This is a genomic window from Klebsiella ornithinolytica, from assembly GCF_030505655.1.
In the GTDB taxonomy this organism is placed as follows: Bacteria; Pseudomonadota; Gammaproteobacteria; order Enterobacterales; family Enterobacteriaceae; genus Klebsiella; species Klebsiella ornithinolytica.
Window position 1 is genome coordinate 1,116,154 of sequence record NZ_CP130153.1, and the last position, 21,198, is coordinate 1,137,351.

The window sequence follows — 21,198 nt, forward strand, 5'->3', positions numbered from 1 at the left end:
CAAAATGACAATGAGGCTGCAATGAGCTTTTCCCTGCAGGTACTGGCGAAAATCGCCATTGATTTACAAAGCGATATTGGTCACGCCGACCGATTCTCGCGTCTGATCGCCACCCTACGGCAGGTGCTGGGATGCGATGCCTCGGCGCTGCTGCGCTACGACGCCCATCAGTTTGTGCCGCTGGCGATCGACGGACTGGCGCAGGATGTGCTGGGGCGACGCTTTGCGCTGGCCGGGCACCCGCGGCTGGAGGCGATTGCTCGCGCGGGGGACGTCGTGCGCTTCCCGGCGGACAGCGATCTGCCCGACCCTTATGACGGGCTGATTCCCGGCCAGGAGAGTCTCAAGGTTCACGCCTGCGTTGGGCTGCCGCTGTTTGCCGGACAAACCCTGATAGGCGCATTGACCCTGGACGGTATGGACGCCGACCGTTTCGATAGCTTCAGCGATGAGGAGCTACGGCTGATTGCCGCCCTGGTGGCAGGAGCGCTGAATAACGCGCTGCTCATTGCCCGTCTCGAAAATCAGAACGTGCTGCCGGAGGCGAGCGCGAGCTATACGCCCCCCGACCGTCAGGAGATTATCGGCCTGTCGGCGCCGATACAGCAGCTGAAAAAAGAGATTGATATCGTCGCCGCGTCGGATTTGAACGTGTTGATTAGCGGCGAAACCGGCACCGGCAAAGAACTGGTGGCGAAAGCGGTTCATCAAGGGTCGCCGCGGGCGGCCAATCCGCTGATCTATCTGAACTGTGCGGCGCTGCCGGAGAGCGTGGCGGAAAGCGAGCTGTTCGGGCATGTGAAAGGGGCGTTTACCGGGGCTATCAGCAACCGCAGCGGCAAGTTTGAAATGGCCGATAACGGGACCCTGTTTCTTGATGAGATTGGGGAGCTGTCGCTGGCGCTACAGGCTAAACTGCTGCGCGTATTGCAGTATGGCGATATCCAACGCGTGGGCGACGATCGCAGCCTGCGGGTTGATGTACGGGTACTGGCGGCCACCAACCGCGATCTGCGCCAGGAGGTGATTGCCGGCCGTTTTCGCGCCGATCTCTATCACCGCCTGAGCGTGTTTCCGCTCTCGGTGCCGGCGCTGCGCGATCGCGACGATGACGTGGTGCTGCTGGCGGGATATTTCTGCGAACAGTGCCGCCTGCGGATGGGGCTGGCGCAGGTGGTGCTGAGCGATGCCACGCGGGCAAGTCTGCGCAGCTGGCCGTGGCCTGGCAACGTGCGCGAGCTGGAACATGCGATTCATCGCGCGGTGGTGCTGGCGCGGGCGACGCAGGCTGGCGACGAGGTGCGGCTCGATCCGGCGCATTTTCAGTTTGCCGTCGACGCGCCCGGGCTGCCGGCCACGACACCGGCGCTGCCGATGCCGGCGATCAATCTGCGCGCGGCGACCGAGGCATTCCAGCGCGAGGCGATTTCCCGCGCGTTAGCGGATAACCATCGCAACTGGGCCGCTGCCGCCCGCGCGCTGGAGCTTGATGTCGCCAACCTGCACCGGCTGGCGAAGCGTCTGGGGCTTAAAGAATCCCGGCCTGATAGAAGTTCTGCAGGTTAATTGCCCCAACCAGAAGGCCGTTTTCGTCGACCACCGGGGCGGCGCTGATTTTGTGCTTCATCAGCCGTTCTTTGGCTTCGACCGCGCGGCTTTCCGCCTGCAGGGTGACGCCGTTGCGGGTCATCGCCTGGGCAACGGCATCGTTGAGCGTCCCGCCGCCGACCAGCCAGCGGCGCAGGTCGCCATCGGTGAAGACGCCCTGCACGCGGTTTTGCGCATCGCAGACCGCGACCAGACCCAGCCCGGTACGACTTAACTCCAGCATCGCGTCCATCACGCGGGTATCAAGGTCGACGCGTGGGACATCGTCATCGCGGCGCATCAGATGGTGAACCTTGTTCAGCAGCCGCGCGCCGAGGGCGCCGGCGGGGTGTGAGCGGGCGAAATCTTCTTCATTGAAACCGCGGGCCTGCATCACCGCCATTGCCAGCGCGTCGCCGAGCATCAGGGTATTGACGGTACTGGAGGTGGGGGCCAGATGCATCGGGCAGGCTTCGCGTTCGACGGCGATATCCAGTACCGCTTTTGCCGCCAGCGCTAGCGGGGATTGCGATTTTCCGGTCATCGCCAGCAGCGGGATCCCTTTCTCTTCCAGGCGCGGGACGATAAGATCCAGCTCTTTGGCGCTGCCGGAGTAGGAGATAAATAACATCACGTCACGACCATCAAGCATCCCGAGATCGCCGTGCAGCGCCTCCGCCGGATGGACGAAAAAGGCCGGGGTGCCGGTACTGGCGAAAGTGGCCGCCAGCTTTTTGCCGATATGGCCTGATTTACCGATACCGGAGACCACCAGTTTCCCTTCGCAGTGGATGATGGTTTCCGCCGCGCGGATGAAGTCGTCGCCCAGGCGTTCAGGCAGGCGGCTGGCCTCCTGTAGCTCCAGCATCAGGGTCTGGCGTCCGGCTTCTAACAGAAAGTTACTCATGTTCTTCTCCAGTAATAATCACTTCGATGCCTTTCTCTTCCAGCGCCCGCTGGAATGTCGGGTCAATACCGGCATCGGTAATCAGCTTATCCACGCGCTCGAGGCCGCAGACGATGTTCGGGCTTTTACGGCCAAATTTTGATGAGTCGGCCATCAGGATCACTTCTCTGGCGGCATTGCACATCGCTTTACTGACGGTATAAACCTCGTTGAAGGTCGTAACGCCGGCGTTCAGGTCGATGCCGTCGGTCCCCATAAACAGTTTGTCGAAGCTGAACTGCTCGAAGGCGTTTTCCGCCAGCTGTCCGTGGAAGGAGGCTGATTTCTTACGGAAGGTGCCGCCGGGCATCAGGATCGTTTGTTCATTATCCAGCTCGGAGAGGGCGTTGACGATATGCAGGCTGTTGGTCATGACCGTGATGTTATTGAAGCGGCTGAGCAGCGGCACCATTTGCAGCACCGTGCTGCCGGCATCGAGGATGATCGAATCGCCATCGTGGATGTAGTGCACCGCGGTTTCGGCGATCAGCGCTTTTTTATGGGTGTTAATGAGCGTCTTATGATCGATAGGCGGGTCGGGCTCATCTTTGTTGAGGACCACGCCACCGTAGGTGCGAATAACGGTGCCGGCATTTTCGAGGATCACCAGATCCTTGCGGATGGTGGTGCCGGTGGTGTCGAAGTGTTGCGCCAGCTCTTCAACCGAGCATTTACCCTGCGCTTGCAGGTGCTCAACAATGGCTGCCTGGCGCTGACGTGGTTTCATAGCGGTAATATCCTATCCTGCGTTAAGTTTCGAAGTGATAATTTCGCAAGATATTTACTTTTACAACGAAATTATACATGTTTCGGTTTAAGCGCTAATGATAGAGCATTCTGACAGAGCGGATCCTGGGGAAAGATCATATCTGGCCGCAATTCCTCACGATATTGCCCTTTTATCGCGGGGATTTTTTGCGGGCGGGCGAAGACGGTCACTCCTCGCATCAGCAGCGTATCGCTGACGCGATCGTGGTCGTCAAAGGCGATGGCGACGATCGCGCGCGGTTTGAAGCGGCCCGATGAACGCCCGACGCCGACGCGGCCCTGCTGACAGAGTTTATCGAACTCGCGGTTAAAGCGGCGGATCTGCCAGCCGCCGAAGGCGAGCTGGGCGATCCAGGCGATGGCGGCGACGGTGATTAATGCGCTAACCATAAAATCTCCTTAAGGCGTGGCGTCGGGAAGAACCCGGATCGCGACGCGACCCGGGAACCGGCGGTTAAAACATCACCTGCCCGCCGGTGACGTTGATGGATTGCCCGGTGCAGTAAGAGGCCTGCGGGCTGGCGTAAAACATCAGTACGTTCAGGACATCCTGATAGTCGCAGCCGCGTTTCAGCGGCACTTTGTCGATGTAGTACTGCTCGACTTCGTCCTCGGCAATGCCCAGCTTGCTGGCATATTGCGGCAGCAGTGACTGGAACATCGGCGATTTCAACAGGTTGCCCAGCATCAATGCGTGAACGGTAATGCCGTATTCCGCCAGATCCAACGCCAGCGACTGGGTCAGCCCGACGCCGCCAAACTTCGCTGCGCTATAGCCGGAATTGTGCTTGCTGCCGACTTTGCCGGATTTGGAATTGATCTGAATAATACGCCCCTTGATCCCATCGCGAATCATCAGCCGTGAAAATTCGCGAGCGCAGAGGAAGTAGCCCACCAGATTCACCTGCAGCGAGCGGTCAAAATCACCGAGCGCGAAATCGCTGATAAAGGCCGCTTTGGCGATCCCGGCGCTATACACCAACAGATCCACCCGCGCGAATATTTCGTCCACGCCGCGGGCGAGGGCCATCACGCTGGCCTCGCTGGTGGCATCGGCGCCAAAACCGTACGCCGTTCCTTCTCCATATTCGTCGTTGATAGCCTGCGCGACGCGCGTGGCTTTATCGCTTTGGATATCCACAACGGCAACCCGATACCCCTGTGCGGCAAGGCCCCGGCTCAGAAACTCGCCTAAGGTTTGTCCACCGCCGATGACAACAGCAACCTGATTCATAGTCTTCTCCTGACAACTCATGCAACAAATTTCAATATACAGCCGGGGGCGATCGCGTCCGGCACGGGGCCAGACACGTGGACCGTCCCCGGAAACTCCGCTTCGCTATGGCCATCAAAGCGCAGCGTGATATGGCCCAGCTCGCGCAGATTTTGCTCGGCAACATCGCCGACGGCGGTCACCGGATAGCGTTGTTCGCCAAGCTGGAGCTCCGCGCCCGGCGCCAGCGCGCCGGAAAATTCGCCGTGGTTATGAATAAAGCAATACTCTTCAATGTCCGCCGGCGCGCCTTCGCGAAAGGTAATCAACATCTGTTCTTCGAGCGCCATCGTCGCGCTGGCGCCGATGCGCGTAATCGTGGTCTGGTAAATCACGGTCATCTTCAGGAACCTCTTATTGGTAAATAAATCCGGACACAAACCAGGCGATCAGCACCGTCGGCGCACCGGTCAGAAAACGTCCTACCAGCACCGAAGGAACGCCGACGCGCACCGTGTCCTGACGGGCTTCGGCAAGCGACAGCCCAACCGGAATAAAATCGCAGGCGGCCTGGGCGTTAATGGCGAACAGCGCCGGGAGCGCAAGGTGCGGGGGAATATTGCCGAGACCAATCTGCACGCCGATCAGCACGCCAATGACCTGAGCGATAACCGCGCCAGGGCCGAGGAATGGCGACAGCAGCGGGAAGGAGCAGATCAGGGCCAGCGTGACCAGGCCAAGAGGATGGCTGGCGAGCGGGGCCAGACCGTGGGCAATCCAGTCGCCGATGCCGGAGGCCATGATGATGCCGATCAGTGCCGAGACGAAAGCCATAAACGGCAGGATCGTTTTCAGCACCGTGTCGATGGTGTCGCGTCCGGACTGGAACAGCACCGCCACCACGGAGCCCATTCCCATACCGACCTTCGCCAGCAGGCCATCGCTCTGCTCGGTTATTTTTTTGCTGGTATCGTAATCCCGCGGGGCCGACTGGCCCGGCTTGGTTTCGGGCGCCGCTGCGCCATCGTGGGTCAACAGGCGAACGTTCTCCTCTTTCACCCCGGAGACGTAAATATCTTCGACGATATATTGCGCCAGCGGGCCGGATTTGCCGGTGGCGTGGATATTGACGGTCGGGATACGACGTTTTGGGTAGAGGCCGCAGCGCAAGGTGCCGCCGCAGTCGATAATGGCAACGCCGATCTCCTCTTCCGGCGGCTCGCCTTCTTTGAACCCGTCGACGGCCTGCCAGCCGGTCAGACTGGCGATCTTGTCGACGATTGCCGGGCGGGTACCGGCGGTAATGTAGACGATCTTTTTACCGGCAACGGCGTCCAGCTCAAGGGGGCCGCCCCAGCCGCTGGCGCCTTTTTCAATACGAATACGGGTCATGAGGTTGCTCCGGAAAGATGGACTTTTTGCTCAAGCTGGATGCCCATTTTTTTCTCAAAAATCGAGGTGGTCAGATCGGTGACCCAACCGCGGAAGAAGTTGGTGACCAGTCCTACCAGCAGATAGCTCACCGCCAGCGGACCTAACGGCAGGCCAAGCGTGGTCAGGCCGCTGGCAATCCCGAGATAGACAAACAGCTCGCCGGGGTTGATATGGGGAAACAGGCCATTCATAGAGTGGCAGCTGTAAGAGGCTGCCGCGTAGTAGCTGGGCTTGTACTTCTCAGGCATAAAGCGCCCGAGGCTCAGGGTCATAGGGTTACAGAACACAAAGGTGCCGATGCAGGGCAGCAGCAGATAGCGTGAGATCGGATTACCGGCGCAGCGTTGCGCCAGCTTTTCGATCCGCTGCTGACCGATAAAGTTGATCAGCGCGTTCATGATCACCAGCAGACTGATCAGAAGAGGCAGGATCCCGGTAACCATACCGGTAAATACCTCGCCCCCCTTCTGAAACAGGCCGATAAACCATTCGGCGCCGTGGGTAATGACTTCAATCATTGTTCTCTCCTTCAGAGTGTTATTTTTCTTGCTAACTGGCAGCTCATTTTAATCACTTTGAAAGGTTTAAAAGTGTTAAATTGATCGCAAAATGAAAGGTAAATATTTTATTTTGAAAGTTTATGCGTGATGAAGGGGAATGCTAACCGAGGCAAAGGGGAGATGAACGAGTAGATAATGAACCGGAAAGGGCGGTGCTGGCGGGACTATTTTGTCCGCAAATACATTGCCGCTTCCTTGTTGACGGCCGCATGCTTTACCATAATTATCCTTTGCCAAATTTGTTAAACGGATGTCCCATGTTGAAGCGTCGCTATCTGGCTTTACTTCCCCTGTGTGTTCTCCTCGCTGCCTGTAGCAGCAAACCTAAAACCACCGCAGAACCCCAGGCGGCGGGAGGCGGCGGTTTTTTGCTGGAGCCGCAGCACAATGTGATGGAGATGGGAGGCGATTTCGCTAACAACCCGGCGGCGGAGCAGTTCATCGATAAAATGGTGAGCAAGCATGGCTTCGACAGACAGCAGCTGCATGAGATCCTTTCCCAGGCGAAACGCCTGGATTACGTCCTGCGCCTGATGGACCGCCAGGCGCCGAGCGGACTGCCGCCGTCAGGGCCTAACGGCGCCTGGCTGCGTTACAAAAAACAGTTTATTACTCCGGATAACGTACAGAACGGCGTCGTATTCTGGAACCAGTATCAGGATGCGCTGAACCGCGCCTGGCAGGTGTACGGCGTGCCGCCGGAAATTATTGTCGGCATTATTGGCGTAGAAACCCGCTGGGGTCGCGTGATGGGCAAAACCCGCATTCTCGACGCCCTGGCGACGCTGTCGTTTAGCTACCCGCGTCGCGCCGACTATTTCTCCGGTGAGCTGGAAACCTTCCTGCTGATGGCGCGCAGCGAGCAAGATGACCCGTTAAACCTGAAAGGATCTTTCGCCGGAGCAATGGGTTACGGTCAGTTTATGCCGTCTTCTTATAAACAGTATGCGGTGGACTTTAACGGCGACGGGCACATTAATCTGTGGGATCCGGTGGACGCGATTGGCAGCGTGGCGAACTATTTCAAACAGCACGGCTGGGTGAGTGGCGATCAGGTTGCGGTACAGGCGCTGGGTCAGGCGCCGGGTCTGGAGAATGGCTTCAAAACCAACTACAGCATTTCGCAGCTTACGGCGGCAGGTTTGACGCCGACGCAACCACTAGGCAACCATCAGCAGGCCAGCCTGCTGCGTCTGGACATCGGAACCGGTTACCAGTACTGGTATGGTCTGCCGAACTTCTACACCATTACCCGCTATAACCACAGTACCCACTACGCGATGGCCGTCTGGCAGCTGGGTCTGGCCGTTTCTCAGGCCCGCGGACAGTAACCCTTCCCTGATACTCCCCTCGTCGTGAGGGGAGTTCTGTTACATTTTGCAGCATTTCCCGCCGTTGACGCTGATTTACATTTTTCCGTCAATCCAATATTGTTACGTTATAACATATTAATTGGGTAAGGCTGTGACTTCTCTTTTTATGACATCCGCAGCGGTACGCGTAGGAATTGCCTGTGTGCTGCTGGCGCTCCTGTGGCTGGCGACCTGGTGGGCGGTAACCCTGCCATGATTGAACTGGATCATCTGGTAGCCGGTTACGAAGAACTGGCTATTACGCCGGCCCTGAGCGGCGTTATTGCGGCAGGCAGCATGACGGCCATTGTCGGCCTGAACGGCTGCGGTAAATCAACGCTGTTGAAAACGCTGGCCGGCTTTATTCCTCCGGTCAGCGGCAGGCTGCGCTGGACGGTTTCGCGTCCGGTAATTGGCTGGCTGGCGCAGCGCCATGCCCTCGAATCGCAGTTTCCGCTGACGGTACAGGACGTGGTGAGTCAGGGGGCCTGGCCGCATGTCTCTTTACTGGGGGGGATCCGCAGCGAGCTCCGGCGGCGTATCGGCGCCGCGCTGGAGCGCGTGGGGCTGACATCAATGGCGAAAACGCCGATTGAGGCGCTCTCCGGCGGGCAGTTCCAGCGCATGCTGTTCGCCAGAGTTATCGTGCAGCAGGCGCCGCTGGTTATGCTGGATGAACCCTTTACCGGGATTGATGAAGCAACCAGCCGCGAGCTGATGGGGCTGATCCTTGAGATGCATCAACAGGGGCAGACGGTACTGGCGGTGCTGCATGATAACCAGCGCGTCGCTGAATATTTCCCGGAAACGCTGCTGCTGGAACCGCAGCGCGCTCGCTGGGGTAACACCGACGATGTGCTGCCCGCCTTCGGCTCTGCGAGGCTGGCATGATCTGGCATACCTTTTTTCAGCCCTTCATTGAATTCGGCTTTATGCGCCGCGCGCTGCTGGTGTGCCTCGCGCTCTCTCTGAGCACGACCATGCTTGGCGTCTTCTTACTGCTGCGACGAATGAGTCTGATGGGCGACGCGCTGTCGCACGCAATTTTACCCGGCGTGGCGGTGGGCTACCTGGTGAGCGGCATGTCGCTGCTGGCAATGACTATCGGCGGGTTTATCGCCGGAATTGCCGTGGCGCTGGTGGCGGGCTGGGTCAGCCGACGCACGCCGTTGAAAGAGGATGCCAGTTTTGCCGGGTTTTACCTCGGGTCACTGGCACTGGGAGTGACGCTGGTGTCGCTTCGCGGCTCCAGCGTTGATCTGCTGCATCTACTGTTTGGCTCGATTCTGGCGGTGGATAACGACGCTGCGCTGTTTGTCAGCGGGGTGGCCAGCCTGACGCTGCTCTGCATCGCGCTGCTTTATCGTGGACTGGTCAGCGAAGCCTTTGATAGCGCCTGGCTGCAGGTGAACCACCCGCGGCTCCCGGCGCTGCTGCACGGTCTGTTCCTGGCGCTGCTGGTGCTCAATCTGGTCGCCGGGTTCCAGGTGCTGGGGACGCTGATGGCGGTTGGCGTGATGATGCTGCCGGCGGTAGCGGCGTGCTGCTGGGCGCGAACCTTGCCCGGAACCTTGCTGCTGGCGGCGCTGATAGGCGGCTTTTGTGCCTGGATGGGGTTAAGCCTGTCGTGGACCGCGAATTTACCGGCCGGGCCGTCCATCGTACTGACCGCCAGCGGGATCTTTTTTATTTCGGTGTTTTTTGGCACGCGCAGCCGACTGGTCGTCAGCTGGCGTAAATTAATGGGGTAAGGAAATATGATGAAACGTACCGCAGTCATTCTGGCGCTGGCGTTAGGCCTCGCAACGCAGGGGGCGATGGCAAAAACGCTCAACGTGGTGAGTAGTTTTTCAGTGCTGGGCGATATGGTGCAGCAGGTGGGGGGCGAACATGTGCATGTTGATACGCTGGTGGGACCGGACGGCGATCCGCATACCTTTGAACCTTCGCCGCAGGATAGCGCTTTGCTGAGCAAAGCCGATGTGGTGGTGGTTAATGGTCTGGGACTGGAAGGCTGGGTCGACAGATTAATCAAAGCTTCGGGTTTTAAAGGTGAGCTGGTGGTGGCCTCTACCGGGGTAAAAACGCACACGCTCAATGAGGAGGGGAAAACGGTTACTGACCCTCATGCGTGGAACAGCGCCGCTAACGGCGCGATTTATGCGCAAAATATTCTCAACGGCCTGATCAAAGCCGATCCGCAGGATAAGGCTGCGCTGGAGGCATCCGGGCAGCGCTACATCGGCCAACTGACGGAGATCGACGGTTGGGCAAAAAAACAGTTTACGGCAATTCCGCTGGCAAAACGCAAAGTGCTCACCAGCCATGATGCGTTTGGCTACTTTGGCCGCGCCTATGGCGTGACCTTCCTGGCACCACAGGGGCTGTCGTCAGAAAGCGAAGCCAGCGCGGCGCAGGTGGCGGCACTGATTCAACAAATTAAGGCCGACGGCGTCCACACCTGGTTTATGGAAAACCAGCTCGATCCGCGTCTGGTGAAACAAATTGCGGCCGCGACTGGCGCACAGCCGGGCGGGGAGCTCTATCCGGAAGCGCTCTCGAAACCGGGCGGCGTGGCGGATAGCTACGTGAAAATGTTACGCCATAACGTCGAGCTGATCGCCGCCAGCATGAAGTAACGCGCGCGTTAACGGTCCCGACGCCGTCGGGGCCGCTCATTTTCGGAAGCCCCCTCGTAAATTGATGACCTCATCCCCATATCTGTGCTGAAAGTGCTATCTTTGATGGCCTCTTTATCTGGCTTAAACGGGGCGCTAATGACAGATTCTGAATTAAAGCAACTGAGTGAGCAGGTCGGGCTGGCATTAAAAGCTCGCGGTGCGACGGTGACCACGGCAGAGTCCTGTACCGGCGGTTGGGTCGCGAAAGTGCTCACCGACATCGCCGGCAGTTCAGCATGGTTTGAACGCGGGTTCGTGACCTACAGCAATGAAGCCAAATCGCAGATGATCGGCGTCAGCGAGGTTACGCTCCTCGGCCATGGCGCGGTGAGCGAGCCGGTGGTGGTTGAGATGGCCGTTGGCGCGCTGCGCGCTGCGCGCGCCACCTATGCTATTTCGGTGAGCGGCATCGCCGGACCGGATGGCGGCAGCGAGGAAAAACCTGTCGGAACGGTGTGGTTTGGCGTGGCCTGTGCGAACGGGCAGGGCGTGACCCGGCGTGAATGTTTTGCCGGAGACCGGGAGGCGGTGCGTCGTCAGGCAACGGCTTATGCGCTAAATCTCCTCTGGCAACAATTTCTACAAAATACTTGATACTGTATGACTATACAGTATAATTGCCTCAACAGAACAGAATTCACCACCCGGTTTCACCCGGCATGACAGGAGTAAAAATGGCTATCGACGAAAACAAACAGAAAGCGTTGGCGGCAGCACTAGGCCAGATTGAAAAACAGTTCGGCAAAGGCTCCATCATGCGCCTGGGTGAAGACCGTTCCATGGACGTGGAAACTATCTCCACCGGTTCGCTTTCCCTGGATATCGCCCTGGGCGCCGGCGGTTTGCCGATGGGCCGTATCGTCGAAATCTACGGGCCTGAATCGTCCGGTAAAACGACACTGACCCTGCAGGTTATCGCCGCCGCGCAGCGTGAAGGTAAAACCTGTGCATTTATCGATGCAGAGCACGCGCTGGATCCTGTTTATGCGCGTAAGCTGGGCGTCGACATCGACAACCTGCTGTGCTCTCAGCCGGACACCGGCGAACAGGCGCTGGAAATCTGTGACGCGCTGGCGCGCTCGGGTGCCGTAGACGTTATCGTTGTCGACTCCGTGGCGGCGCTGACGCCGAAAGCGGAAATCGAAGGCGAAATCGGCGACTCTCACATGGGCCTCGCGGCGCGTATGATGAGCCAGGCGATGCGTAAGCTGGCCGGTAACCTGAAGCAGTCCAATACGCTGCTGATCTTCATTAACCAGATTCGTATGAAAATTGGCGTGATGTTCGGTAACCCGGAAACCACCACCGGCGGTAACGCGCTGAAATTCTACGCCTCTGTGCGTCTCGATATCCGTCGTATCGGTGCGGTAAAAGATGGCGATAACGTCATCGGCAGCGAAACCCGCGTCAAAGTCGTGAAAAACAAAATCGCCGCGCCGTTCAAACAGGCTGAGTTCCAGATTCTTTACGGCGAAGGTATTAACTTCTACGGCGAACTGGTTGACCTGGGCGTGAAAGAGAAGCTGATCGAGAAAGCGGGCGCATGGTACAGCTACAACGGCGATAAGATTGGCCAGGGTAAAGCAAATGCTATCTCCTGGCTGAAAGATAACCCGGCTGCGGCAAAAGAGATTGAGAAAAAAGTGCGTGAGCTGCTGCTGAATAACCAGGATTCCACACCGGACTTCGTGGTTGACGGTAACGGTGCGGGTGCAGAAGAAACCCACGAAGATTTCTGATAATCTCATCGAAAGATAATGAAGGGCTGCGAATGCGGCCCTTTTGCTTTTTGATTGTCGAGGTGCCCGTGACTGAACCTTCATCCCGCCGTTCCGGCTATGCCCGCCTGCTGGACCGCGCAATCCGTATCCTGGCGATGCGCGACCATAGCGAACAGGAGCTGCGGCGTAAACTCGCTGCTCCGGTACTGGGAAAAAATGGCCCGGAGACGCTGGACGTCACGCCGGAAGAGGTAGACACCGTTGTCGCCTGGTGCATTGAGAACCGCTACCTTGACGACGGTCGCTTTGTTCGCCAGTTTATTGGCAGCCGTAGCCGCAAAGGATATGGCCCGGCGCGTATCCGCCAGGAGCTCAATCAGAAAGGTATTCCCCGCGACGTTAGCGAAAGCGCGATGCGTGAGTGCGATATTGACTGGGCCGCGCTGGCGAAAGAGCAGGCGCAGCGTAAGTATGGCGAACCGCTCCCGACGACATTTGCCGATAAAGTCAAAATCCAGCGGTTTTTGCTGTACCGTGGCTACCTGATGGAAGATATTCAGGAAATCTGGCGAAATTTTGCAGATTGACCCATCGGGTATTTTACTTCCCAGTAAAGAAAACTTATCTTATTCCCACTTTATTCCGTCCGGTCGCTGGCTGTTAACAGGCAATCAGCGCCCACGACGATTATTCCTTATACACAAAATCATTCGCGCTGCGTCAAGGCGGCAGGAGAGTGAGTCACCTGGAGCGTACAGAGGTACGTGGTCGGGGTGAACGAGCGCAGCCCGCGTAGAGGCGGCGTGAAAGGTGAAGTGTATAGCTTGATTTCAGGATAATTATGAGCAAGAGCACTGCTGAGATCCGTCAGGCGTTTCTCGATTTTTTCCATAGCAAGGGACACCAGGTCGTTGCGAGCAGCTCCCTGGTGCCGCATAACGACCCGACCCTGCTGTTTACCAACGCCGGGATGAACCAGTTCAAGGATGTTTTCCTGGGTCTCGACAAACGCCATTATTCTCGCGCGACGACCGCGCAGCGTTGCGTTCGTGCGGGTGGTAAACACAACGATCTGGAAAACGTCGGTTACACCGCGCGTCACCACACTTTCTTTGAAATGCTGGGTAACTTCAGCTTCGGCGACTACTTCAAGCAGGATGCCATCAAATACGCATGGGAACTGCTGACCGGGGAAAACTGGTTCGCGCTGCCGAAAGATAAACTGTGGGTGACCGTTTACGAAACCGATGACGAAGCTTTCGATATCTGGGCGAATGAGGTCGGCGTTCCACGTGAGCGTATTATCCGCATTGGCGATAATAAAGGCGCGGCGTTCGCTTCTGACAACTTCTGGCAGATGGGCGATACCGGGCCGTGCGGTCCGTGTACCGAAATCTTCTTCGACCACGGTGACCACATCTGGGGCGGTCCTCCGGGAAGCCCGGAAGAAGACGGCGATCGCTACATTGAGATCTGGAACATCGTCTTCATGCAGTTTAACCGTCAGGCCGACGGCACCATGGAGCCGCTGCCGAAGCCGTCTGTCGACACCGGTATGGGCCTGGAGCGTATTGCTGCCGTTCTGCAGCACGTCAACTCCAACTATGATATCGACCTGTTCCGCACTCTGATTGAGAACGTCGCGAGAGTCACCGGCGCAACCGACCTGACGAACAAATCGCTGCGCGTTATCGCTGACCATATTCGTTCCTGCGCATTCCTGATTGCCGACGGCGTAATCCCGTCGAATGAAAACCGTGGCTACGTGCTGCGTCGTATCATTCGTCGTGCCGTGCGTCATGGCAACATGCTGGGTGCGAAGGAGACCTTCTTCTGGAAACTGGTTGCTCCGCTGATTGATGTCATGGGCGCCGCCGGTGAAGAGCTGAAGCAGCAGCAGGCTCAGGTTGAGCATGTGCTGAAAACCGAAGAAGAGCAGTTCGCTCGTACGCTGGAGCGCGGTCTGGCGCTGCTGGATGAAGAGCTGAGCAAGCTGAAGGGCGATACGCTGGATGGCGAAACCGCTTTCCGTCTGTATGACACCTATGGTTTCCCGGTTGACCTGACCGCCGACGTTTGCCGCGAGCGCAATATTAAAGTCGACGAAGCGGGCTTTGAAGCCGCAATGGAAGAGCAGCGTCGTCGTGCGCGTGAGTCCAGCGGCTTTGGCGCAGACTACAATGCGATGATTCGCGTTGACGGCGCTTCTGAATTTAAAGGCTACGACCACCTGGAGCTGAATGCGAAAGTGACCGCACTGTTCATCGATGGCAAAGCTGTTGATGCCGTGACTGCGGGCCAGGAAGCGGTTGTCATTCTGGATCAAACGCCGTTCTACGCAGAATCCGGTGGCCAGGTGGGCGATAAAGGCGAACTGAAAGGCGCCGGTTTCTCCTTCGCGGTCAGCGATACGCAGAAATACGGCCAGGCCATTGGTCATATCGGTAAACTGAGCCACGGCACGCTGAAAGTGGGCGATGCGCTGGAGGCTGATGTCGATCGGGCTCGCCGTCAGCGTATTCGTCTGAACCACTCGGCAACTCACCTGATGCATGCGGCATTACGTCAGGTTCTGGGTACGCATGTGGCGCAGAAAGGCTCGCTGGTGAATGACAAAGCGCTGCGCTTTGACTTCTCTCACTTCGAAGCCATGAAGCCGGAAGAGATTCGCGCGGTGGAAGATCTGGTCAATGCTCAGATCCGTCGCAACCTGCCGGTTGAAACCAACATCATGGATATCGATGCGGCGCGAGAGTCTGGTGCGATGGCGCTGTTCGGCGAGAAATATGACGATCGCGTTCGCGTACTGAGCATGGGTGATTTCTCCACCGAGCTGTGCGGCGGTACTCACGCTTCACGTACCGGTGATATTGGCCTGTTCCGTATTACCTCTGAATCCGGTACCGCTGCGGGCGTTCGCCGTATCGAGGCAGTGACCGGCGAAGGCGCAATTGCGTATCTGCATGCGCAGAGCGATCTGCTGGGCGATATCGCACAGTTGCTGAAGGGCGACAGCCATAACCTTGGCGATAAAGTGCGTGCCGCGCTGGAACGTACTCGCGTACTGGAAAAAGAGCTGCAGCAGCTGAAAGAGCAGGCGGCGGCGCAGGAGAGCGCAAACCTCTCCAGCAAAGCAGAAGAGATTAACGGCGTCAAATTGCTGGTCAGCGAGCTGGCCGGCGTTGAGCCGAAAATGCTGCGTACCATGGTTGATGACCTGAAAAACCAACTCGGTTCTACGGTCGTTGTGTTAGCCACGGTGGCGGATGGTAAGGTTTCTCTGATTGCCGGTGTGTCTAAGGATGTGACAGATCGCGTGAAAGCAGGGGAGCTGGTTGGAATGGTCGCCCAGCAGGTGGGTGGCAAAGGGGGCGGTCGTCCGGATATGGCTCAGGCCGGCGGTACCGACGCGTCTGCTCTCCCTGCAGCGTTAGCCAGTGTGAAAGGCTGGGTCAGCGCAAAACTGTAATAACTATAAATGCATAGCTACCGTTATCCCTGGATAACGGTAGCTTGCGAGAGAAGCACTGATAACGATAAAGTCGGGTTGAAGTTGTGTATATCGGCTAAACTTAGGTTTAACAGAATGTGATGCCGTGACTGCTTACACCGTAAGGTGTTTGTCATCGCTTACTTTTTGGCGTTATATGATGGATAATGCCGGGATACGAGAGACCCGACTCTTTTAATCTTTCAAGGAGCAAAGAATGCTGATTCTGACTCGTCGAGTTGGTGAGACCCTCATGATTGGAGATGAGGTCACTGTGACAGTTTTAGGGGTTAAGGGTAACCAGGTACGTATTGGCGTTAATGCCCCTAAAGAAGTCTCCGTGCATCGTGAAGAGATCTACCAGCGTATCCAGGCTGAAAAATCCCAGCAGTCCAGTTACTAAGGTTTTCGCGCCTCGCGATTCCGTGAGGCGCATCCCCGCTCCCGTCCTTCTTTCTGACTTTTCTTCTTCTGCTCTCTCCCATTTTTGTTTATTGCCTATCGATCGCGACATTAATCTTTTGCTTACCGCTGGCCGAAAGCCCTGAATTCCTGTTGATAAAACACTCTTTTTGCCGTTTTTGCAGGCTAATTGCGCGGTAAGTGTGCAAACGGAAAAAGGTCTCGAAAAATTGTTTGACTTATAAGTACCAGAAAGTAATATGTGCGCCATCGCAGCGACGAAGAGCAGAAACAAGTTCTTCGAAGCACTCGTAAGAGGCGTGTGGTGAGGTGGCCGAGAGGCTGAAGGCGCTCCCCTGCTAAGGGAGTATGCGGTCAAAAGCTGCATCCGGGGTTCGAATCCCCGCCTCACCGCCATTTTGCATCCGTAGCTCAGCTGGATAGAGTACTCGGCTACGAACCGAGCGGTCGGAGGTTCGAATCCTCCCGGATGCACCATATTTTCCCATTTCTTCAGCAATGAAGAGGTGGTTGGGGTAGCGGTAATAACCGCAAGCACCAGGAAGGATAACGTTGCATTAGCAACGGCTCGCAGGGCGAGGCGAAAGCCGAGTCATCCTCCCGGATGCACCATCTTACTCAGTGTGGCAAGTGTTAGATGTGACACTGACGCGTAGTAAAGTAGTTCTCCCTGATGCATCCGTAGCTCAGCTGGATAGAGTACTCGGCTACGAACCGAGCGGTCGGAGGTTCGAATCCTCCCGGATGCACCATCTTCTCCGAGATAACAACGAAAGTGTTATTTCATGGTCTGCGAGATAATCGTCAGCACCAGGGAAGACAATGTAGTAAAGCAGTTCTCCCTGATGCATCCGTAGCTCAGCTGGATAGAGTACTCGGCTACGAACCGAGCGGTCGGAGGTTCGAATCCTCCCGGATGCACCATCTTCTCCGAAATGACAGCGGAACTGTTATTTCACGGTCTGCGAGATAATCGCCAGTACCAGGGAGGATAACGTTGCGTAAGCAACGGCCCACAGGGCGAGCGAAGTAAGTCATCCTCCCGGATGCACCATCTTCTCCGAGATAACAACGAAAGTGTTATTTCACGGTCTGCGAGATAATCGTCAGCACCAGGAAAGACAGAGTAGTAAAGCAGTTCTCCCTGATGCATCCGTAGCTCAGCTGGATAGAGTACTCGGCTACGAACCGAGCGGTCGGAGGTTCGAATCCTCCCGGATGCACCATCTTCTCCAGATTCACATCAAATTTATCGCTTCATGGTCTGCGAAATCATCGCCAGCACCAGGGAGGATAACGTTGCGTGAGCAACGGCCCGTAGGGTGAGTAAAACGAGTCATCCTCCCGGATGCACCATCTTCTCCAGATTCACATTAAATTTATCGCTTCATGGTCTGCGAAATTATCGCCAGTACCAGGGAGGATAACGTTGCGTGAGCAACGGCCCGCAGGGTGAGTAAAACGAGTCATCCTCCTGGATGCACCATCTTCTTCAGTTTCTCCTTTTTCTTAAAATCCCAAACCGTTTATCCGTTCTGTGCCTGCCTTTTCTGGCAAAAGCGGCCTGGACCATTCCGGCTGCGGATCTCTTTCAACGATGCTGAGCGATCTTTTTTTATTGGCAAGTGACTCTTTCCACTATAATTTACCCGTATGTATCGACCTGATTTGGGTGAGATGAGTGCAAGGAGAGAAATCCATGAAATGGTTCAAAGCAATACCTGCGTTTTGTGCGACGCTTCTGGTAGCCGTATCGTTAGCTGGCTGTGCGGGATCGCCCACAAAGGAAAGTACCGGTGGCTATATTGACGATACCGTCGTCACCACGAAGGTTAAAACGGCGCTGTTTAACGAAAAAGATATTAAGTCTTCTGAAATTAGCGTACAGACCTTTAAAGGACGTGTTCAGTTGAGTGGTTTTGTCTCATCAGCGAAGGACGCCAGCCGCGCGGTGGAAGTCACCCGCAGAGTGCAGGGCGTTCGTTTGGTTGAGAACGATTTAAAAATCAAATAAATCATGATATGAGTCACATAAAGGCGCCCGAAGGCGCCTTTATTGCCTGAGGCGCTGGCCGCGACAACATGCGCCTTTTGCGATAAAGTAACGTTTTCTTACCCGGTTTGTGAGAACACGATGTACGAACGTTACGCAGGACTGATCTTTGATATGGATGGCACCATCCTTGATACCGAACCGACGCATCGTAAAGCGTGGCACGAGGTTCTGGGCCGTTACGGAATGCGTTTCGACGAGCAGGCGATGGTCGCGCTCAATGGTTCTCCGACCTGGCGTATAGCCCAGGCGATTATCGAACTGAATCACGCTGATTTAGATCCTCACCGTCTGGCGGAGGAAAAAACCGTGGCCGTGAAGGCCATGCTGCTGGACAGCGTGCGTCCCTTACCGTTGATAGACGTTGTGAAGGCATGGCACGGGCGTCGTCCGATGTCGGTCGGGACCGGCAGCGAAAGCGCCGTCGCTGAGGCGCTGCTGGCGCACCTCGGCCTGCGTCACTACTTTGCGGCGGTGATTGCCGCCGATCATGTCCAGAATCATAAACCCGCGCCCGATACCTTCCTGCTGTGCGCGGAGCGCATGGGCGTCGCGCCGGAAACATGCGTCGTCTTTGAAGATGCTGATTTTGGTCTGCAGGCGGCGAAGCGTGCGGGGATGGATGCCGTGGACGTTCGGCTGCTGTGAGCGACGCACTGTCGCTGATATCGCTGTTTGCCAGTAGTTTTTTGAGCGCCACATTACTTCCCGGCAATTCGGAAGTTGTGCTGGTTGCTATGCTACTTACGGGGGCAAGCCAACCGTGGGCCCTGGTATTAATAGCAACAATCGGCAATAGCCTTGGAGGGGTAACTAACGTTATTCTGGGGCGCCTGTTTCCGCTGCGCAAAACATCGCGCTGGCAGGAAAAAGCAACCGGCTGGTTAAAGCGCTACGGCGCGGTCACATTATTATTAAGCTGGGCGCCGGTCATCGGCGATTTACTGTGTCTGCTGGCGGGATGGATGCGCATCTCCTGGGGGCCGGTACTTTTTTTCTTATGCCTTGGTAAAGCGTTACGCTATATCGTCATTGCGGTGGTAACGCTTCAGGGCATGACGTGGTGGCACTAATTGTGGAACTAAGACTATCCCGACAGGCCGTGTTACCGGTTATTTTACACCTCGGCTGTGCCCGAAATCCGCACGTACTGCCAGTGCGATCCGGTTTTCGCGCGCGGAACCGGCAACAGTAACGTCTTCTGGGATAACCTGTATGGTCACCATTACAATTATGCTTATTCAAACGATTTCGACAGGCGGGAGGTCAAATTGATCCCGGATGTATCACAGGCGCTGGCCTGGCTGGAAAAAAATCCACAGGCTCTTCAGGGTATCCAACGTGGTCTTGAGCGTGAAACGCTGCGCGTCAATGCCGATGGCTCACTGGCGACGACCGGTCACCCTCAGGCCCTTGGCTCGGCGCTGACCCATAAATGGATTACTACCGACTTTGCTGAAGCGCTGCTGGAGTTTATTACGCCGGTTGATGGCGACATTCAGCATATGCTCACCTTTATGCGCGATGTTCATCGCTATACCGCTCGTCAACTGGGCGATGAGCGGATGTGGCCACTGAGCATGCCTTGCTATATTGCTCCTGGTCAGGATATCGAACTGGCGCAGTATGGCACCTCGAATATTGGCCGTCTGAAAACGCTGTACCGCGAGGGGTTGAAGAACCGCTATGGCGCGCTGATGCAAACTATCTCCGGCGTGCACTATAACTTCTCGCTGCCGATGGCTTTCTGGCAGGCGAAGTGCGGCGTTGACGATGCGGAAAGCGGCAAAGAGGCGATTTCCGCCGGCTATTTCCGTTCAATTCGTAACTATTACCGCTTCGGTTGGGTGATCCCATACCTGTTCGGCGCCTCTCCGGCTATCTGCTCTTCGTTCCTGCAGGGCAAACCGACGACGCTGCCGTTTGAGAAAGCGGAAAATGGTATGTACTACCTGCCTTATGCGACCTCGCTGCGCCTGAGCGATCTGGGTTATACCAATAAGTCGCAAAGCAATCTCGGGATTACGTTTAACGATCTCCACGAGTATGTGGCAGGATTGAAGCGGGCGATTAAAACGCCGTCGGAAGAGTATGCCCGGATTGGCCTCGAGAAAGATGGCAAGCATCTGCAAATCAACAGCAATATTCTGCAGATTGAGAACGAACTCTACGCGCCAATTCGGCCGAAGCGTGTGACCCGCAGCGGTGAGACGCCTTCCGACGCGCTGCTGCGCGGCGGTATTGAATATATCGAAGTCCGCTCGCTGGATATCAACCCGTTCTCGCCGATTGGCGTTGACGAGCAGCAGGTGCGTTTCCTCGACCTGTTTATGGTCTGGTGCGTGCTGGCCGATGCGCCGGAAATGAGCAGCGATGAGCTGCTGTGTACGCGCACCAACTGGAATCGCGTGATTCTGGAAGGCCGTAAGCCGGGGCTGACGCTGGGTATCGGCTGCGAAAGCGCGCAGTTCCCGCTGGCTCAAGTGGGTAAAGATCTGTTCCGTGATTTGCGCCGCGTGGCGCAGACGTTAGATAGCATCCACGGTGGCGAAGCCTACCAGCAGGTTTGTGATGAGCTGGTTGCCAGCTTCGACGATCCGGAATTAACTTTCTCAGCCCGCATTCTGCGTTCTATGCTTGAAGAAGGGATTGGCGGCACCGGTAGGGAGCTGGCCGATCGATATCGTACGATGCTGCGGGAAGAGCCGCTGGAAATTTTGCGTGAAGATGATTTTATCGCTGAACGTGAAGCTTCAGTGATGCGCCAGCAGAAGGTGGAAGCGGAAGATAGCGAGCCGTTTGAAGCCCTGTTAGCAAGACACGCGTAGCAAAAAGCGGTACAAAAGAAAAAGGCCACATCAATGTGGCCAAACTTTCATCTCTGATTCAGGGATGATGATGATAATAAATGCGCGTCTTTCATATACTCAGACTCGCGGGTGTAAGAAGAGTTCATTTTATTTTAAAAAA

21 protein-coding genes and 5 tRNA genes are annotated in these 21,198 nt (G+C 56.5%); 19 read left to right on the forward strand and 7 right to left on the reverse strand.

Going from position 1 to position 21,198, the window contains the following annotated elements; genetic code table 11:
* The first annotated feature begins 21 nt into the window (after positions 1 to 21).
* Positions 22 to 1,566, forward strand: coding sequence for a nitric oxide reductase transcriptional regulator NorR (gene norR / locus Q1L34_RS05320; protein WP_004866857.1), 1,545 nt, complete (start codon positions 22 to 24; stop codon positions 1,564 to 1,566).
* On the opposite strand, the gene gutQ is transcribed toward norR, so the two are convergent.
* The 7 genes from gutQ to srlA form a co-directional block, all read right to left on the reverse strand.
* Positions 1,529 to 2,494, reverse strand: coding sequence for an arabinose-5-phosphate isomerase GutQ (gene gutQ, locus Q1L34_RS05325; protein ID WP_015585883.1), 966 nt, complete (start codon positions 2,492 to 2,494; stop codon positions 1,529 to 1,531). The two genes, norR and gutQ, sit on opposite strands and share 38 nt — an antisense overlap.
* The gene (gene srlR / locus Q1L34_RS05330) at positions 2,487 to 3,260 is read right to left on the reverse strand and encodes a glucitol operon DNA-binding transcriptional repressor SrlR (RefSeq protein WP_004866853.1); all 774 of its coding nucleotides are present in this window, start codon (positions 3,258 to 3,260) and stop codon (positions 2,487 to 2,489) included. The genes gutQ and srlR overlap by 8 nt, the downstream gene beginning before the upstream one ends.
* Before the next feature lie 71 nt (positions 3,261 to 3,331).
* Positions 3,332 to 3,691: a transcriptional regulator GutM gene (gene gutM, locus Q1L34_RS05335; RefSeq protein WP_015585884.1), complete on the reverse strand. Its 360-nt coding sequence runs from the start codon at positions 3,689 to 3,691 to the stop codon at positions 3,332 to 3,334.
* A 64-nt stretch (positions 3,692 to 3,755) separates the two neighbouring features.
* Positions 3,756 to 4,535 (reverse strand): sorbitol-6-phosphate dehydrogenase, encoded by a 780-nt coding sequence (srlD, locus tag Q1L34_RS05340; RefSeq protein ID WP_004866849.1) that lies wholly within the window; start codon positions 4,533 to 4,535, stop codon positions 3,756 to 3,758.
* A 17-nt stretch (positions 4,536 to 4,552) separates the two neighbouring features.
* Positions 4,553 to 4,915, reverse strand: coding sequence for a PTS glucitol/sorbitol transporter subunit IIA (gene srlB / locus Q1L34_RS05345; protein ID WP_004866847.1), 363 nt, complete (start codon positions 4,913 to 4,915; stop codon positions 4,553 to 4,555).
* Positions 4,916 to 4,928: 13 nt separating this feature from the next.
* A complete protein-coding gene (srlE, locus tag Q1L34_RS05350) occupies positions 4,929 to 5,906 on the reverse strand; it encodes a PTS glucitol/sorbitol transporter subunit IIB (RefSeq protein ID WP_004866845.1) in 978 nt (325 codons plus the stop codon).
* Positions 5,903 to 6,466 (reverse strand): PTS glucitol/sorbitol transporter subunit IIC, encoded by a 564-nt coding sequence (gene srlA, locus Q1L34_RS05355; RefSeq protein WP_004866844.1) that lies wholly within the window; start codon positions 6,464 to 6,466, stop codon positions 5,903 to 5,905. Before srlA ends, srlE begins: the two co-directional genes overlap by 4 nt.
* Positions 6,467 to 6,765: 299 nt before the next feature.
* Between srlA and mltB the strand changes: the two genes are divergently transcribed.
* The 18 genes from mltB (at position 6,766) to gshA (ending at position 21,056) form a co-directional block, all read left to right on the forward strand.
* The gene (gene mltB / locus Q1L34_RS05360; RefSeq protein ID WP_327204385.1) at positions 6,766 to 7,839 is read left to right on the forward strand and encodes a lytic murein transglycosylase B; all 1,074 of its coding nucleotides are present in this window, start codon (positions 6,766 to 6,768) and stop codon (positions 7,837 to 7,839) included.
* Positions 7,840 to 8,040: 201 nt separating this feature from the next.
* A complete protein-coding gene (locus tag Q1L34_RS05365; protein ID WP_015585886.1) occupies positions 8,041 to 8,751 on the forward strand; it encodes a metal ABC transporter ATP-binding protein in 711 nt (236 codons plus the stop codon).
* On the forward strand, positions 8,748 to 9,611 hold the full coding sequence (locus Q1L34_RS05370; protein WP_004866839.1) for a metal ABC transporter permease: 864 nt from the start codon (positions 8,748 to 8,750) through the stop codon (positions 9,609 to 9,611). Before Q1L34_RS05365 ends, Q1L34_RS05370 begins: the two co-directional genes overlap by 4 nt.
* A gap of 9 nt (positions 9,612 to 9,620) precedes the next feature.
* Positions 9,621 to 10,499: a metal ABC transporter substrate-binding protein gene (locus Q1L34_RS05375; protein ID WP_004866838.1), complete on the forward strand. Its 879-nt coding sequence runs from the start codon at positions 9,621 to 9,623 to the stop codon at positions 10,497 to 10,499.
* Between the two features lie 138 nt (positions 10,500 to 10,637).
* Positions 10,638 to 11,135, forward strand: a complete 498-nt coding sequence (pncC, locus tag Q1L34_RS05380; protein WP_004866836.1) for a nicotinamide-nucleotide amidase — start codon at positions 10,638 to 10,640, stop codon at positions 11,133 to 11,135.
* A gap of 80 nt (positions 11,136 to 11,215) precedes the next feature.
* Positions 11,216 to 12,280, forward strand: a complete 1,065-nt coding sequence (gene recA, locus Q1L34_RS05385) for a recombinase RecA (RefSeq protein WP_004866835.1) — start codon at positions 11,216 to 11,218, stop codon at positions 12,278 to 12,280.
* Positions 12,281 to 12,348: 68 nt separating this feature from the next.
* A complete protein-coding gene (recX, locus tag Q1L34_RS05390; RefSeq protein ID WP_015585887.1) occupies positions 12,349 to 12,849 on the forward strand; it encodes a recombination regulator RecX in 501 nt (166 codons plus the stop codon).
* Positions 12,850 to 13,103: 254 nt separating this feature from the next.
* A complete protein-coding gene (alaS, locus tag Q1L34_RS05395) occupies positions 13,104 to 15,731 on the forward strand; it encodes an alanine--tRNA ligase (RefSeq protein ID WP_004866830.1) in 2,628 nt (875 codons plus the stop codon).
* 238 nt (positions 15,732 to 15,969) lie between these two features.
* Positions 15,970 to 16,155, forward strand: coding sequence for a carbon storage regulator CsrA (gene csrA, locus Q1L34_RS05400; protein WP_000906486.1), 186 nt, complete (start codon positions 15,970 to 15,972; stop codon positions 16,153 to 16,155).
* Between the two features lie 323 nt (positions 16,156 to 16,478).
* Positions 16,479 to 16,571: transfer RNA gene (locus tag Q1L34_RS05405), tRNA-Ser, on the forward strand.
* A 4-nt stretch (positions 16,572 to 16,575) separates the two neighbouring features.
* Positions 16,576 to 16,652: transfer RNA gene (locus Q1L34_RS05410), tRNA-Arg, on the forward strand.
* 198 nt (positions 16,653 to 16,850) lie between these two features.
* A tRNA-Arg gene (locus Q1L34_RS05415) sits at positions 16,851 to 16,927 on the forward strand.
* A gap of 95 nt (positions 16,928 to 17,022) precedes the next feature.
* Positions 17,023 to 17,099, forward strand: a tRNA-Arg gene (locus Q1L34_RS05420).
* Positions 17,100 to 17,324: 225 nt separating this feature from the next.
* Positions 17,325 to 17,401 (forward strand) — tRNA-Arg (locus Q1L34_RS05425).
* Between the two features lie 473 nt (positions 17,402 to 17,874).
* Complete coding sequence (locus Q1L34_RS05430; RefSeq protein ID WP_004866826.1) at positions 17,875 to 18,189, forward strand: BON domain-containing protein; 315 nt, start codon at positions 17,875 to 17,877, stop codon at positions 18,187 to 18,189.
* Positions 18,190 to 18,309: 120 nt separating this feature from the next.
* A complete protein-coding gene (yqaB, locus tag Q1L34_RS05435; protein ID WP_004866822.1) occupies positions 18,310 to 18,876 on the forward strand; it encodes a fructose-1-phosphate/6-phosphogluconate phosphatase in 567 nt (188 codons plus the stop codon).
* Complete coding sequence (locus Q1L34_RS05440) at positions 18,873 to 19,301, forward strand: YqaA family protein (RefSeq protein ID WP_004866820.1); 429 nt, start codon at positions 18,873 to 18,875, stop codon at positions 19,299 to 19,301. Before yqaB ends, Q1L34_RS05440 begins: the two co-directional genes overlap by 4 nt.
* A 198-nt stretch (positions 19,302 to 19,499) precedes the next feature.
* A complete protein-coding gene (gshA, locus tag Q1L34_RS05445) occupies positions 19,500 to 21,056 on the forward strand; it encodes a glutamate--cysteine ligase (RefSeq protein ID WP_015585888.1) in 1,557 nt (518 codons plus the stop codon).
* Positions 21,057 to 21,198 lie beyond the last annotated feature (142 nt).

Excerpts from the sequence above, each read along its gene's own strand:
- Q1L34_RS05370 (WP_004866839.1), top strand. The coding sequence starts at position 8,748 with ATGATCTGGCATACCTTTTTTCAGCCCTTCATTGAATTCGGCTTTATG.
- srlE (WP_004866845.1), bottom strand. The coding sequence starts at position 5,906 with ATGACCCGTATTCGTATTGAAAAAGGCGCCAGCGGCTGGGGCGGCCCC.
- mltB (WP_327204385.1), top strand. The coding sequence starts at position 6,766 with ATGTTGAAGCGTCGCTATCTGGCTTTACTTCCCCTGTGTGTTCTCCTC.
- srlR (WP_004866853.1), bottom strand. The coding sequence starts at position 3,260 with ATGAAACCACGTCAGCGCCAGGCAGCCATTGTTGAGCACCTGCAAGCG.
- srlB (WP_004866847.1), bottom strand. The coding sequence starts at position 4,915 with ATGACCGTGATTTACCAGACCACGATTACGCGCATCGGCGCCAGCGCG.
- srlD (WP_004866849.1), bottom strand. The coding sequence starts at position 4,535 with ATGAATCAGGTTGCTGTTGTCATCGGCGGTGGACAAACCTTAGGCGAG.
- gutQ (WP_015585883.1), bottom strand. The coding sequence starts at position 2,494 with ATGAGTAACTTTCTGTTAGAAGCCGGACGCCAGACCCTGATGCTGGAG.
- yqaB (WP_004866822.1), top strand. The coding sequence starts at position 18,310 with ATGTACGAACGTTACGCAGGACTGATCTTTGATATGGATGGCACCATC.
- recA (WP_004866835.1), top strand. The coding sequence starts at position 11,216 with ATGGCTATCGACGAAAACAAACAGAAAGCGTTGGCGGCAGCACTAGGC.
- pncC (WP_004866836.1), top strand. The coding sequence starts at position 10,638 with ATGACAGATTCTGAATTAAAGCAACTGAGTGAGCAGGTCGGGCTGGCA.
- alaS (WP_004866830.1), top strand. The coding sequence starts at position 13,104 with ATGAGCAAGAGCACTGCTGAGATCCGTCAGGCGTTTCTCGATTTTTTC.
- csrA (WP_000906486.1), top strand. The coding sequence starts at position 15,970 with ATGCTGATTCTGACTCGTCGAGTTGGTGAGACCCTCATGATTGGAGAT.
- gutM (WP_015585884.1), bottom strand. The coding sequence starts at position 3,691 with ATGGTTAGCGCATTAATCACCGTCGCCGCCATCGCCTGGATCGCCCAG.
- Q1L34_RS05430 (WP_004866826.1), top strand. The coding sequence starts at position 17,875 with ATGAAATGGTTCAAAGCAATACCTGCGTTTTGTGCGACGCTTCTGGTA.
- Q1L34_RS05375 (WP_004866838.1), top strand. The coding sequence starts at position 9,621 with ATGAAACGTACCGCAGTCATTCTGGCGCTGGCGTTAGGCCTCGCAACG.
- norR (WP_004866857.1), top strand. The coding sequence starts at position 22 with ATGAGCTTTTCCCTGCAGGTACTGGCGAAAATCGCCATTGATTTACAA.
- srlA (WP_004866844.1), bottom strand. The coding sequence starts at position 6,466 with ATGATTGAAGTCATTACCCACGGCGCCGAATGGTTTATCGGCCTGTTT.